The organism is Kluyvera sp., from assembly GCF_047971185.1.
GTDB lineage: Bacteria > Pseudomonadota > Gammaproteobacteria > Enterobacterales > Enterobacteriaceae > Kluyvera.
This window is the reverse complement of the sequence record NZ_JBKDZH010000014.1, coordinates 41,820-55,925: the sequence shown is the minus strand read 5'-3', so window position 1 is coordinate 55,925 and position 14,106 is coordinate 41,820. Positions and strand designations below refer to the sequence as shown.

The window sequence follows — 14,106 nt, the reverse complement described above, 5'->3', positions numbered from 1 at the left end:
TGTTCATTTAAATCAACACATTACGAGGAATAAAACCAATAATGGGAAAAGAACCCGAAGGTGTTTTTCTTGGGGCAGGAAAAGAACCTGTAATTGATAGGATTTTTACACTTGTTGAACGATACCCTTCGCGGAATGCTGCAGCGCGGGCTTGGGGGGTTAATGTTAATACCATCAAGAATTACTATCGCAGACAGGAAGACCAGCCCACTCCCAGACCTGCATTATTGAAAAAGATCGCAGAGCATGAAGGCGTGTCTCTTGAATGGCTGATGAACGGTGAAGGAGAAGCTCCACATTCGATTCCAGATAAAAACACCAGCCCACCAATAAAAACACCCATTGGTGTAAATGTGGAACCAGACGGGTTGTATGCCTTACTGAGCATCTTAACTGACAAAGAGAGGCAATCACTCTATCAAGCGATGGTGAGGAAAGGTGTTGATACAATGCTTGAACTGATAGAGGAATTGGCCTCTCTGTCCCCCTCAGAACTTGAGAGAGTTGTTCGTTTGGCTCAACAGATTAGAGAGGGGGCTTCTGAAGCTGATCAAGAAAACGACCTGACTGACCCCACGCACAGACAAGCTGGCTGATTCACCACGAGGCCTCTGCTATCATTGGTAGGGGAGTTTTGTTATTCTTGATTAGCAGTGCTAATTCGACCGTTTTAAAGCGCTTTTAAACCCATTTCATGACACCTCAGTAGAGTCCAGAATTGAGTGCTGAATTAGGGCATTCCGTGAAAAACATACGGAAGAGTCCAAAATATAGAAAAACTCACAGCACTAGGATTCACAAGGCTTCCAGCAGATTTAAATAATTCCCTCAGAGTCCAGAATAGATTACTTCATCACATAAACGTCGGCGTAGCCCATCAGCAGCGTGCGCACCTTATCGCGATAAACCGCCTCGCCGGTCAGCTGCCACAGCAGCCCAAGCTGCTGGCAGGCGCTGGCGTTGCGGCCGTTCATCTCGCGCCACCACGCGCCGTCCCACGGTTCGCCGCTGAAGGCTTCGCCGTCTACCGGGCAGCAGTGGCGGTGCGGTGAGTCTGGCCGCCAGATCAGCCGCACCCCGTGGTGCGGGCAAAAATAGTACAGATTCCAGGTGGCAATCCCGCTTTGCGGAATGCGCACTTCAGCGTCGAGCGTCGGTTGTGCATCCTTGATGAGCCGTCCAATCAGGCCACTATTGCCGGCTGCACGTCTGGCAATGTCGGGCCATAGCCCAGAAAATTGTTTCATTGTTGATTATCCCTGACCTCTGCTGGCACGTTAAGTGGGGCGATCAGCGTGGTGATGTCATCGGGATATTTCGCGCGTAGCCACTGCGCTTTCTCGCGGAACAGGGCATCCTCCGGCCAGGCGTGGGCGGCGGTGGCGATATTGCGCAGCGCTTTTTTGTCGTCCATTTTGTCGAGGTCTTTCCACGGCCACGGGGTATCGCTGTTGATAAACCCGGCAATGTAGTGATAACCCTTACGCAGGCTGTGATCGTCGAGGGTAAAGTTCCAGATATCGACGCCCGCCTTCTCGCCAAGGCGGCCCAGGCGACTATAGGCGTCGAGATTAAAGTTGCTGTAGTGCCACGGGCGGGTGCGTTCCAGCTCGGCCATCTGGCGGCCTTCCACGTCAAACTGCCCGGCGATACGCCGCAGCTGGGTGACGTACAGCCGCTTTTTCGCCTCTTCGCTTTTACCGCTGAACAGCGCAAAGGTCGCGGCCTGCATGTCAAAGTAGGTGCCGTGGTTGTTGTGCCAGTTCTCCTCTTCAAAGCCGTTCTGGCTGGTGGTCATCCAGTGATAAAAATCGCCAAACCACTGCTTTAACCCGTTCACCTGCTGGTCATCGAGCGCGCCGGAAGATTGCAGAATGGCGATAGCGTCAACCACGTCAACCAGCGCGCGGCTGTCAATAATGCCGATGCCGCGGCCGGTATTGATGCCGGGGATTGCCTGGGCGTGCTGGAGATTCGGCGTCATGCGGGTTTCGGGAGCGAGGAACCAGGTTTTCAGCTGTTGCGCCGCTTTTTGCGCGTAGCGTGCGTCCTGTGAGAAATACCAGGCCAGCGCCAGCGTAGAGACATCGTTGCTCATCTTCACCAGTCGATTTTTATCGGTGGCGTCGCTGTTCGCGGCGGGGTTGGTTTGCCCATCTTTGCGAATGTACGGCAGGCCGTCTTTGGTGTCCGGATTCGGCCACCAGTACGGTGGGAAGCTGTAGTAATCGTGCTTGTTGCCGCTGGCGGCCACCAGCGTCTTATCCATCACCGAAAACAGCGGGTGCTTCAGCGCCAGGTCGGCTTTTTTCAGCAGCGCGCTTTCGGCCTGCAAAAATAGCGGATCTTTCGCCGCAATTTGCTGGCGGCTGAAGGCGAGATCTTTCGCATCCAGCGTATACGGCTCGGCGGCGTACAGCGACGCGCTGAGACCGGAAGTCAGTAAAGCAAGGCTTAATAATCCTCGGCGTGATATTGAGCGCATAGTGATAACCCTTCTGCAAATATGAGAAAAGATAACAAGAGAATGACGCCGTTGCATATTTATTGAAACGCAAAGGCGGGTTGTTAATTAACGAAAAATAAATGAACGAATAGGATGGCGTGCAGTGTAAAAGACAAAGTGATTTTTTTTGTGATGTTCATCATGCTTATCGAGTTGAATAAAAAATGACGTTTTTTATGCAGGGTGGGTCACAAATTTTGGCCATTTTCTATTTTTGTTTATAACGTCAACAAAATTGGTAATAACTTAAGTTATTGAAATGTAATTATTAATTATTTTTGTCACTTATTGTGTCACTTCTGTGTGTGATCTGCTTCAAGTTTTGTGTTTCTGAAATAGGATTTCTTTTTTGTGTGGTTGTATTGAAAAAATTTAATTCTATTTAATATTCGAAAATAATTTTTACGCCTGTTGTATTAATACCGTCAACTTATCCCAAAGGTTAAGTTGACGGTGCGAATTTATTTACCGTTGTGCCCTACAATAAAGGATATGCGATCATGTCTGCGAATAAATTACGTTCATTATTACTTCTCACCGCTTTGGGGCTTGGCGCGGGTCAGACCTACGCCGCCACCACCCTTAACGTCTGGATCCGCGCAAGTAACGACTCAAAGAACATCTACAAGCAAGAAGCAGAAACGTTCGAACAGAAAACCGGTATCAAAATTGAGTATTTCAACGCCACCACCGACTTTGAGCAGCGCCTGGCGCGCGCGGCGGCGGGCAACGCGTTGCCGGATCTGATCTTTAACGATGCGGCATCGCTGGGGCAGTTTATCCAGCTCGGTATTGCCGATGAGATCGATCCAAAAACCATCAACGGCGGCGATCAGCTGTATCCCACCGCCTGGAACAGTACGCGCTATATCGACGGCAAATACTACGGCGTGCCCACCTCTGCGCAAACCTTCGCCCTGTTTGTCCGTAAAGACTGGCGCGAAAAGCTCGGCCTGCCGCAGCCGAAAAGCTGGGAAGATATTCAAACGCTGGCGAAAGCCTTTACCACTCAGGATCCGGACGGCAACGGTAAAAACGATACCTACGGCTTTATCGTGCCGGCTTCCACCACCCGCGGCTACGCCAGCTGGTTTATGAGCAGCTTTATCTGGCAGGCGGGCGGCGATTTTGTCAAAGAGCACAACGGTACCTTCAGCGCCTCGCTAAATACGCCGGAAGTCACCCAGGCGTTGACCTTTATGCGCACTATGATGTGCGAGAAAGTCACCCAGCCGGGGGCGATTAACGCCACCACCGCCGACGTGATCCCGTCCTTCCGCTCCGGCCAGAGCGGCATGTTCTTCAGCGGCCCGTACCACATTGCGCTGTTTGATAGAGACCCAGGCAAAGACAATTTTGAAGTGGTGCCGGTCGTCGGGCCAAAAGGAGAAGCGACGCTCGCCGAGGGGACCACCGTCTTTATGATGAAGAGCAGCCAGCAGAAAGAGGCGGCGCGGAAATTTATTGAATTTATGATCTCTGCTGAAGGCCAGGAGATCGGCATGGGTAAGGGCAGCAAGAATATTCCTGTGGTGCGCCTGCCAGTGAACAAGAATGTTGATGTCAAAGCCGTCTATCAGGACGCGCGTTGGGAAACCTTCGCCAAACTGTATAACGAGCAGGGCCGCTATGTGCCGCAGATCCCGAACTGGACGCCGGTCCGCCAGGTGGCCGCCGACGGTTTCAACCGTATCTTTGCCGATTGCAATAGCGATATCAGCGCCGAGCTGAAGACCATTGACGGCAAGGTGAACGCCGAGCTGGCGAAACAAAACGTGCTGGCTAAGTAAAGGAGTAAGTGATGACGCTGCATGAGACGAAGTCCGCGCCGCTAAAGCCAGCCGCTTCGCCTGACGCGACCGGATGGCTAACGGCAAAACGCAAACGGGCGCTGATTCCGTGGCTGTTTCTGGCCCCGGCGCTGGTGATCTTCAGCTGGTTTAAGTTCATCCCGATGATTCAGGGCCTGGTGATGAGCTTTTACAAGGTCAACTTTAACCAGCCGAACGAATGGGTAGGCTTCGACAACTTTACCCGCGCGTTTGCTGATGTAGAGCTGCACGCGGCGGTGGTCAACACGCTGCTGTACGTGCTGGTGACCATGTTTGCCGCGGCGATTCTGGCCTTTTTCCTCGCCATGCTGCTGGAAGGCCCGGCGCGCCACCTGCGTTTTATTCGTACCGCCATTTTCCTGCCGGCGGTCACCAGCGCGGCGATCGTCGCCGAAATGTGGCGCATTCTGTTCAACCCAACGCCGAACGGGGTGGTGAACCATATTCTCAGCTGGTTTGGCGTGGCGGATCAGGGGTTCCTCGCCAGCTCGGATCAGGCGCTGGGGGTCATCATGCTGCTGCATATCTGGAAGGCGGTGCCGTACAACATGGTGATTTTCATCGCCGGCCTGGCCGGTATCAGCCGCGACCTGTACGACGCCTCTAACGTTGATGGCGCTAACTGGTGGAACCGTCTGCGCTACGTCACGCTGCCGGGGATGATTCCGGCGCTGTCGGTGGTGCTGATGCTCTCCTTTATTCGTGGTTTCCGCGTGTTTGCCGAGGTGTATGCCACCACCGGCGGCGGGCCGTCTAACGCCACGGAGATGATCATGACCCACATCTATAAGCTGGGCTTCGAGCAGTTCGACTACGGTTACGCCTCGGCGGTGTCGTTCCTGCTGTTCGCCTTCACGGTGGTGTTAACCATCTGCCATCTGACGCTGAAAAAACGTATCGCACGTTACTAAGGAGCCGTGATGTTAAGTAAACGTTGGGATACCGCAGGACGCTGGTGCATCTACGCGCTGCTGCTGATTGTTTTCGTCGGGCCGTTCTGGGGCATCGTGGCCACCGCCTTCAGCGGCGCGCCGGTAAAGCCGGGCGAGCTGCTGGCATGGCCTAACCAGTTCTCGCTGGAGAACTTTATCTTCGCCTGGCAGGACATCGGTGTCTGGCAGTACCTGCTCAACTCCATCCTGGTGGTGTTCTTTGGCACCATTTTGCAGGTGTCGGTGAGCGCGCTGGCGGCCTACGCGCTGGCCCGCAAGAAGTTTCGCGGCGTGGCGCTGGTGAGCCTGGTGATTCTGTCCACCATGATGCTGCCGGAAGAGGTGATCGCCATTCCGCTGTACATGATCATCAACTGGCGGCTGCCGTTTATCGACGCCTCGCTGTACAACAGCTACCTCGGGATGATTCTGCCGGTGGTCGGCTGGGCGTTCTCTATCTTCGTATTGACCGAGTTTATGTCGGCGATCCCGAAAGAGCTGGAAGAGGCGGCGCGCATCGACGGCGCCAACGAATGGCAGATTTTCTTCCACGTCATTCTGCCGCTGGTCAAACCGGCGCTGGGGACGGTCGTCACGTTCGGCTTCATTATGATTTGGGACCAGTATTTGCTGCCGCTGATCGTGGTTAACCAGGACAGCCTGAACACCATCCCGGTGATCCTCGGTACGCTGCGTACCGACGAGAGCATCACGCCGAACATTTTCATCGCGATTACGCTGCTGGCGATGCTGCCGAGCATCATCGTGTATCTGGGTCTGCAAAAACATTTCAACCGCGGGATTATGTCCGGCGCGGTCAAAGGATAAGGAGTTACCAATGGGATCCGTTGTACTGAACAGCGTGCGTAAATCTTATGGCGATGCGCACGTGATTAAAGATGTGTCGCTGACTATCCCTGACGGTGAGTTCTGCGTGCTGGTGGGGCCAAGCGGCTGCGGCAAATCCACGCTGCTGCGGATGATTGCCGGGCTGGAAGAGATTTCCGGCGGCGAAGTGCATATTAATGAGCGCAACGTCACCGAGGTGGAACCGAAGCTGCGCGATATCGCGATGGTGTTCCAGAGCTATGCGCTCTATCCGCAGATGACGGTGCGCGAAAACATGGGCTTTGCGCTGAAAATGGCGCGTCTGCCGAAGACCGAAATTAAACAGAAAGTGGACGAAGCGGCGGCGCTGCTGGGTCTGGAACCGCTGCTGGAGCGCCTGCCGAAGGATCTCTCCGGCGGCCAGCGCCAGCGCGTGGCGATGGGGCGCGCGATTGTACGTAAGCCGCAGGTGTTCCTGTTTGATGAACCGCTCTCGAACCTTGATGCCAAGCTGCGTACCCAGGTGCGCGGCGAGATCCGCGAACTGCATCGTCGCCTGAAGACCACGTCGGTGTACGTTACTCACGATCAGATTGAAGCGATGACCATGGGGCAGATGATTGTGGTACTGCGCGACGGGCGTATCGAGCAGGCGGGGACGCCGCTGGAGCTGTACGACCAGCCGGCCAATCTGTTCGTTGCCGGCTTTATCGGCTCACCGGAAATTAACCAGCTGCCGGGCGAAGTGGTGCTGAACGGTGATAGCACCAGCCTGCGCCTGAAGGATGGTTCGCTGCTGGCGTTGCCCGCCGGATTACAGGTGAAAAACGGCCAGCAGGTGGTGTACGCTATTCGCCCCGAGCAGGTGAACGTGGTCAGCGAAGCGCGGGACGATGCGCTGGCGGCGAAAGTGACGGCGGTGGAGAATACCGGCTCGGATATGCAGCTGTTCTGCGATACCGGCGGCGGGGCCTTTACCTCGGTGTTTAAGCAGCGACTGGCGGTGAAAGAGGGCGACAACATCTGGCTGCAGCCGAAGCTCTCCGGCGTGCATCTGTTCGATGCGCAAAGCGGCCAGCGCATAGCGTGCCTGGAGGGCCAATAAGGTGGCAATGAAGCTGTACACCCTGGATGAACATTGTCTGGAAAACGCCCGCGCCGGGCTGAAACAGCCGTTCTCGCCGCTGCAGCTGGCGCTCAGCAAGCTGGTGGCGGAAGCCGACCAGCTGCGGCGCGAGCCGCCGGAAAGCGTGGTGCATAAGAAACTGCGCCCGGCGAGCGGCGACGCCCACGACTACTACAGCCTCGGCACCTACTGGTGGCCGAACCCACGGCGGCCCAACGGGCTGCCCTATATTCGCCGCGACGGGCATATCAACCCGCAGTGCGAAAACAACGACACCGACACCTCGCGCATTATCCGTATGTGCGAGCGCTGCCTGACGCTGGGGCTGGCGTGGTACTTCACCGGCCAGCGCCAGTACGCGCAGGCCGCCGCGCAGCAGATCCGCTGCTGGTTCCTCGACGCCGAAACGCGGATGAACCCACACCTTAACTACGGCCAGGCGATCCCGGGGATCGTCTCCGGGCGCGGCACCGGGTTGATTGATACCCGGCTGCTGTGGATGGTGGTCGACACCATCGGTCTGATTAACGGCGCCAGCGTGCTGGATACTGACGATATTATTGGCCTGCACCAGTGGTTCCGCGACTTCAACCACTGGATGTACTACAGCGAAATTGGCCACTCGGAATACGTCTGGCATAACAACCACGGCACCTGGTACGACGCGCAGCGCACGGTGAACGCGCTGTTCTATGGCGATAAAGGGCTGGCGGCGCGCATTATTGAGCAGGGGATCACCCAGCGCATGGCGGCGCAGATCGACCAGGACGGCAAGCAGACGATGGAGCTGGAGCGCACCATTCCGTTCCACTATTCGCTGTTTAACCTTGAGGCGCATCTGCTGCTCAACCGCTACGCCGAGCACGTGGAGTTTGACCGCTGGAACACCATTCGCGACGGGCGCGGGGTGAAGCAGGGGATTGATTATCTGGTGCCGTTTATCCGTGAACCGGATCTGTGGCCCTACAGCGATTTGCAGGGGATCGTCTGGGATAGCGCGCTGCGGGTGCTGTTGCAGTCGGTGCGCGGATATCCGAAGCAGGCGGCGAGCTATCGCGACGTGCTGAAGTGCTTGCCGCAGGAGACGCTGCAGTTAAAAGAGCAGCTGATGTGGTGCCCGGGGTTGTAGGCCTGATAAGCGCAGCGCCATCAGGCATTGCAGGCGCACGTTGCCGGATGGCGGCGTGCCGCCTTATCCGGCCTACGGGATTGTCGCTTACACCGCGGCGATAATCTTAATCTCAACCTTGTATTTCGGGTTCATCAGCTTAGCCTGCACCGTACAGCGCACTGGCGCATGACCCGCAACGACCCAAGCATCCCACGCTTTGTTCATCGCCGCGAAATCATCCCCGTTGGGGAGAAAAATGGTGGCGTCGAGGATGCGCGACTTGTCGCTGCCCTGTTTTTCCAGCACCGCGTCAATCTGCGCCAGCGTGTTAGCCGTCTGCTCAAACGCGTCGGCATCCAGGTTGGCCGGCACGCCGGTGTAGTACAGCGTCTGGTTATGAATCACCACGTCAGACCAGCGCGCTTCGGCATCAATACGGACAATCGTCATTTTCCTTTCCTTTTTAACATCACGTCGATGCGCTAAGACTGCCACATTGTCGCCGCGACGTCACGGCTTAGGCTGGCATAACCTGGACTGGCCTGACATAATCACTGGGAATTTTTCCAGGGGGTAATGTGACGGACGATTTTGCAGCAGATGGCCAGCTTGCGCAGGCGATAACCGGCTTTAAACCGCGTGAACCGCAGCGCCAGATGGCGCACGCCGTCGCTCAGGCGATTGACGAAGGTCAGCCGCTGGTGGTTGAGGCCGGTACGGGTACCGGTAAAACTTACGCCTATCTCGCGCCCGCGCTGCGTTCGGGCAAAAAGGTGATTATCTCCACCGGGTCGAAGGCGCTGCAGGATCAGCTCTATAGCCGCGACCTGCCCACCGTGTCGAAAGCCCTGGACTACACCGGCAAGCTGGCGCTGCTGAAGGGGCGCTCAAACTACCTGTGCCTGGAGCGTCTGGAGCAGCAGGCGCTGGCGGGCGGCGATCTGCCGGTCAATACCTTAAGCGATGTGATCCTGCTGCGCAGCTGGGCCAACCAGACCGTCGATGGCGACATCAGCACCTGCGTGAGCGTGGCCGAAGATTCCCAGGCCTGGCCGCTGGTCACCAGCACCAACGATAACTGTCTTGGCAGCGACTGCCCGCAGTACCAGGACTGCTTTGTGGTGAAGGCGCGTAAAAAGGCGATGGACGCCGACGTCGTGGTGGTCAACCATCACCTGTTCCTCGCCGACATGGTGGTCAAAGAGAGCGGCTTCGGCGAGCTTATTCCCGAGGCCGACGTGATGATCTTCGATGAAGCCCATCAGCTACCGGATATTGCCAGCCAGTATTTTGGCCAGTCGCTCTCCAGCCGTCAGCTGCTGGATCTGGCGAAAGACGTGGTCATTGCCTACCGTACCGAACTGAAAGATACCCAGCAGTTACAAAAGTGCGCCGACCGTCTGGCGCAGGCCACCCAGGATTTTCGCCTGCAGGTGGGGGACCCGGGATACCGCGGTAACCTGCGCGATCTGCTGGCGGATAGCGCCGTGCAGCGCGCGCTGCTGCTGCTCGATGATGCGCTGGAGCTGTGCTACGACGTGGCGAAGCTGTCGCTCGGCCGCTCCGCGCTGCTCGACGCCGCCTTCGAGCGCGCCACGCTGTACCGCGCGCGTCTGAAACGCTTAAAAGAGATTAACAAACCCGGCTACAGCTACTGGTACGAATGCAACTCGCGCCACTTTACGCTGGCGCTGACGCCGCTCACCGTGGCGGACAAATTTAAAGAGGTGATGGCGGCCAAACCGGGCAGCTGGGTTTTCACCTCCGCGACGCTGTCGGTCAATGACGATCTGCACCATTTCACCGAACGCCTGGGCATTGAAGCGGCGCATTCGCTGCTGCTGCCAAGCCCGTTCGACTACGCCAGCCAGGCGCTGCTGTGCGTGCCGCGAAACCTGCCACTGCCCAACCAGCCGGGGGCGGCGCGGCATCTGGCGGCCATGCTCAAGCCGTTGATTGAAGCCAACGATGGCCGCTGCTTTATGCTCTGTACCTCGCACGCCATGATGCGCGATCTCGCCGAGCAGTTCCGCGCCACCATGACGCTGCCGGTGCTGTTACAGGGGGAAACCAGTAAGGGCCAGCTGCTCCAGCAGTTTGTCAGCGCCGGTAATGCCCTGCTGGTGGCGACCAGCAGCTTCTGGGAAGGGGTGGACGTGCGCGGCGACGCGCTGTCGCTGGTGATCATCGACAAGCTGCCGTTCACCTCGCCTGACGACCCGCTGCTGAAGGCGCGGATGGAGGACTGCCGTCTGCGCGGCGGCGATCCGTTTGAAGAGGTGCAGCTTCCGGATGCGGTGATCACCCTCAAACAGGGCGTAGGCCGCCTGATTCGCGACGTGGACGATCGCGGCGTGCTGGTGATTTGCGACAACCGTCTGGTGATGCGCCCCTACGGCGCAACGTTCCTCGCCAGCCTGCCGCCCGCGCCGCGCACCCGCGACATTCGACGGGCGGTGCGGTTCCTCGCCCTGTCATCGACGCGGTAATACGCGGCAAAGTGTGATAAGATGCGCGCCATTTTGTTGATCCGTAACTGCGAGAGCGCGACTAACCATGCGAATTCTGGCTATCGATACCGCCACGGAAGCCTGCTCGGCTGCCTTGTGGAATGATGGTAACACCTGTGCTCACTTCGAGCTTTGTCCTCGGGAACACACCCAACGTATCCTGCCGATCGTGCAGGATATTCTCACTCAAGGCGGCGTAAGCCTGACCGATCTCGACGCGCTGGCGTTCGGCCGCGGGCCGGGCAGCTTTACCGGCGTGCGTATCGGTATTGGTATCGCACAGGGGCTGGCGCTGGGCGCAGAACTGCCGATGATCGGCGTATCAACGCTGGCGACCATGGCGCAGGGCGCATGGCGTAAGCAGGGCGCAACCCGCGTGCTGGCGGCCATCGACGCGCGTATGGGGGAGGTCTATTGGGCCGAGTACCAGCGTGATGAACAGGGCGTGTGGCACGGTGAAGAGACCGAAGCGGTACTGAAGCCGGAAGCGGTACAGCAGCGTCTGGCTGAATTAAGTGGCGAATGGGCCACCGTCGGCACCGGCTGGGCGGCATGGCCGGAGATGGTCCAGGGCGCCAACGCGACGCTGAACGACGGCGGCGTTAACCTGCCGGAGGCAGAAGATATGCTGCCTATCGCCTGCCAGCTGCTGGCGGCGGGCAACACCGTCGCCGTGGATAAAGCGGAACCGGTTTATTTGCGTAACGAAGTTGCGTGGAAGAAACTTCCTGGCCGCGAATGACTCTAAGTTGATAAATATTGTGACCAGGAGCCAGATGATGGCAGCAAAAAAATACCTTGTTCGCGGCGCGGTCGTCGGGCTTCTTGCATTGGCGTTAAGCGGCTGCGTCAGCGTGCCGGAGGCCATTCAGGGCAGCAGCCCTACGCCGCAGCAGGATCTGGTGCGCGTGATGGCGGCACCGCAGCTGTACGTTGGCCAGGAGTCACGCTTTGGCGGTAAAGTGGTTGGTATAGAGAACCAGCAGGGCTTTACCCGTCTGGAAATTGCCACCGTACCGCTGGACAGCGGCGCGCGGCCGATTCTTGGCGAAGCGTCGCGCGGGCGCATCTATGCAGACATCAACGGCTTCCTCGACCCGGTTGATTTCCGCGGCCAGCTGGTGACGGTCGTCGGCCCGATTATCGACACCATCGAAGGTAAAATCGGGACCACGCAATATCGTTTCCTGCACGTCAAGGTGACGGGTTACAAACGCTGGCGCGTCACCCAACAGGTGGTGATGCCGCCACAGCCTATCGATCCGTGGGTCTTCGGCCCACACCCCTGGAACTACGGTTACGGCGGCTGGGGATGGTATAACCCCGGTCCTGCGGAAGTTCGCAACGTCGTAACGGAATAAGATCTGAGATAAAGCAGACAAAAACGAAACAGCGGCTAGCCCGCTGTTTCGTCGTTGTAATGGATATAAAAAAAATAAAGAGTGACGCGCTTCGCAACCTTAATTCTGATTGATTCTTAAACTGGTACGCTGAGTTAATATTATGTTAACGAAAGTTTATCATTTGGGGCTGCGATGACGACGAATACGTATTTTAGAGGTGATGCTTTGAAAAAGGTTTGGCTCAACCGTTATCCTGCCGATGTCCCGGCAGAGATCAATCCTGACCGTTATCAATCCCTGGTGGAACTGTTTGAACACGCGGCAACCCGCTTTGCCGATCAGCCCGGCTTCGTCAATATGGGCGAAGTGATGACTTTCCGTAAGCTCGAAGAACGCAGTCGCGCCTTCGCCGCCTACCTCCAGCAGGGGCTGGGGCTGAAGCAGGGCGACCGCGTCGCGCTGATGATGCCTAACCTGCTGCAATACCCGGTCGCCCTGTTCGGTATCCTGCGCGCCGGGATGATTGTGGTTAACGTCAACCCGCTGTATACCCCACGCGAACTGGAGCATCAGCTGAACGACAGCGGTGCGCAGGCGATCGTGATTGTCTCCAACTTTGCCCACACGCTGGAAAAAGTGGTCGACAAAACCCAGGTCAAGCACGTGATCCTGACCCGCATGGGCGATCAGCTCTCGACCGCCAAAGGGACGCTGGTCAACTTTGTCGTCAAATACATTAAGCGCCTGGTGCCGAAGTACCATCTGCCGGACGCTATTTCTTTCCGCCGCGCGCTGCATAGCGGCTACCGCTTACAGTACGTGAAACCGGTGGTGAAGGCCGACGATATCGCCTTCCTGCAATATACCGGCGGCACCACCGGCGTGGCGAAAGGGGCGATGCTGAGCCATCGCAATATGCTCGCCAACCTCGAGCAGGTGAAAGGGACCTACGGCCCGCTGCTGCACGAAGGTAAAGAGGTGGTGATCACCGCGCTGCCGCTGTATCACATCTTCGCGCTGACCATGAACTGCCTGCTGTTTATCGAGCTGGGCGGCCAGAACATCCTGATCACCAACCCGCGCGATATTCCGGGGCTGGTGAAAGAGCTGGCGAAATACCCGTTCACCGCCATGACCGGCGTAAACACGTTGTTCAACGCGCTGCTGAACAATAAAGAGTTCCAGCAGCTCGACTTCTCAACGCTGCACCTTTCGGCGGGTGGCGGGATGCCGGTTAACCATTCGGTGGCCGAGCGCTGGGTGAAGCTAACCGGGCAGTATCTGCTTGAGGGTTACGGCCTCACCGAATGTGCGCCGCTGGTGAGCGTGAATCCGCACGATATCGACTACCACAGCGGCAGCATTGGCCTGCCGGTGCCGTCTACCGACGTCAAGCTGGTCGATGACGACGATAATGAAGTACCCGCCGGTCAACCTGGCGAGCTGTGCGTGAGGGGGCCGCAGGTAATGGAAGGCTACTGGCAGCGTCCGGATGCCACCGCTGAAATTATCAAAGATGGCTGGTTGCACACCGGTGATATCGCGGTCATGGACGAAGAGGGTTTCCTGCGTATCGTCGACCGCAAAAAAGATATGATTCTGGTGTCCGGTTTCAACGTCTACCCGAATGAAATTGAAGATGTGGTGATGCAGCACGCTGGGGTAATGGAAGTGGCTGCCGTCGGCGTGCCGTCCGGCAACAGCGGGGAAGCGGTGAAGATTTTCGTCGTCAAAAAAGACTCAAGCCTGACCGAAGAGGCGCTGATCACCTTCTGTCGTCGCCATCTTACCGGCTACAAAGTACCGAAACTGGTTGAATTCCGTGAGGAATTGCCGAAGTCTAACGTCGGTAAAATTTTAAGACGAGAATTACGTGACGAAGCCCGCGCCAAAGTGGACAATAAGGGATAAGTCACGA

The 14,106-nt window shown here is 57.2% G+C and carries 12 protein-coding genes and 1 pseudogene; 10 read left to right on the top strand and 3 right to left on the bottom strand.

The window, feature by feature from the left end; all coding sequences use genetic code 11:
• Positions 1-41: 41 nt before the first annotated feature.
• A complete protein-coding gene (locus ACK5JN_RS02800) occupies positions 42-596 on the top strand; it encodes a hypothetical protein (RefSeq protein WP_416868760.1) in 555 nt (184 codons plus the stop codon).
• A 261-nt stretch (positions 597-857) separates the two neighbouring features.
• On the opposite strand, the pseudogene ACK5JN_RS02795 reads toward ACK5JN_RS02800, so the two are convergent.
• Together ACK5JN_RS02795 and ACK5JN_RS02790 are read right to left on the bottom strand one after the other, a co-directional pair.
• Positions 858-1,247, bottom strand: a pseudogene (locus tag ACK5JN_RS02795) (alginate lyase); the annotation flags it as partial.
• Positions 1,244-2,485: an alginate lyase family protein gene (locus tag ACK5JN_RS02790; RefSeq protein ID WP_416868759.1), complete on the bottom strand. Its 1,242-nt coding sequence runs from the start codon at positions 2,483-2,485 to the stop codon at positions 1,244-1,246. The gene ACK5JN_RS02790 and the pseudogene ACK5JN_RS02795, both read right to left, overlap by 4 nt.
• Before the next feature lie 521 nt (positions 2,486-3,006).
• Between ACK5JN_RS02790 and ACK5JN_RS02785 the strand changes: the two genes are divergently transcribed.
• The 5 genes from ACK5JN_RS02785 to ACK5JN_RS02765 are packed head-to-tail and all read left to right on the top strand — an operon-like array spanning position 3,007 to position 8,353.
• Entirely contained in the window at positions 3,007-4,296 is a 1,290-nt protein-coding gene (locus tag ACK5JN_RS02785; RefSeq protein ID WP_416868758.1) for an ABC transporter substrate-binding protein, read from the top strand.
• 11 nt (positions 4,297-4,307) lie between these two features.
• Complete coding sequence (locus ACK5JN_RS02780; RefSeq protein ID WP_416868757.1) at positions 4,308-5,249, top strand: carbohydrate ABC transporter permease; 942 nt, start codon at positions 4,308-4,310, stop codon at positions 5,247-5,249.
• A gap of 9 nt (positions 5,250-5,258) precedes the next feature.
• Positions 5,259-6,098 (top strand): carbohydrate ABC transporter permease, encoded by an 840-nt coding sequence (locus ACK5JN_RS02775; RefSeq protein ID WP_064544808.1) that lies wholly within the window; start codon positions 5,259-5,261, stop codon positions 6,096-6,098.
• Between the two features lie 10 nt (positions 6,099-6,108).
• On the top strand, positions 6,109-7,203 hold the full coding sequence (locus tag ACK5JN_RS02770; protein WP_416868756.1) for an ABC transporter ATP-binding protein: 1,095 nt from the start codon (positions 6,109-6,111) through the stop codon (positions 7,201-7,203).
• A 7-nt stretch (positions 7,204-7,210) separates the two neighbouring features.
• Positions 7,211-8,353 carry an alginate lyase family protein gene (locus tag ACK5JN_RS02765; RefSeq protein WP_416868755.1) on the top strand — a complete coding sequence of 381 codons (1,143 nt, stop codon included), beginning with the start codon at positions 7,211-7,213 and terminating at the stop codon, positions 8,351-8,353.
• 87 nt (positions 8,354-8,440) lie between these two features.
• Here the strand turns inward: ACK5JN_RS02765 and ACK5JN_RS02760 are convergent, their stop codons facing one another.
• Positions 8,441-8,785, bottom strand: coding sequence for a RidA family protein (locus tag ACK5JN_RS02760; RefSeq protein WP_416868754.1), 345 nt, complete (start codon positions 8,783-8,785; stop codon positions 8,441-8,443).
• Between the two features lie 128 nt (positions 8,786-8,913).
• Between ACK5JN_RS02760 and ACK5JN_RS02755 the strand changes: the two genes are divergently transcribed.
• The 4 genes from ACK5JN_RS02755 (at position 8,914) to fadD (ending at position 14,099) form a co-directional block, all read left to right on the top strand.
• Positions 8,914-10,824 carry an ATP-dependent DNA helicase gene (locus ACK5JN_RS02755; protein WP_416868753.1) on the top strand — a complete coding sequence of 637 codons (1,911 nt, stop codon included), beginning with the start codon at positions 8,914-8,916 and terminating at the stop codon, positions 10,822-10,824.
• A 67-nt stretch (positions 10,825-10,891) separates the two neighbouring features.
• Positions 10,892-11,587, top strand: coding sequence for a tRNA (adenosine(37)-N6)-threonylcarbamoyltransferase complex dimerization subunit type 1 TsaB (gene tsaB, locus ACK5JN_RS02750; protein WP_416868752.1), 696 nt, complete (start codon positions 10,892-10,894; stop codon positions 11,585-11,587).
• A gap of 37 nt (positions 11,588-11,624) precedes the next feature.
• Entirely contained in the window at positions 11,625-12,206 is a 582-nt protein-coding gene (locus ACK5JN_RS02745; protein ID WP_416868851.1) for a Slp/YeaY family lipoprotein, read from the top strand.
• Positions 12,207-12,413: 207 nt separating this feature from the next.
• Entirely contained in the window at positions 12,414-14,099 is a 1,686-nt protein-coding gene (fadD, locus tag ACK5JN_RS02740; protein ID WP_416868751.1) for a long-chain-fatty-acid--CoA ligase FadD, read from the top strand.
• The last annotated feature ends 7 nt before the right edge of the window (positions 14,100-14,106 follow it).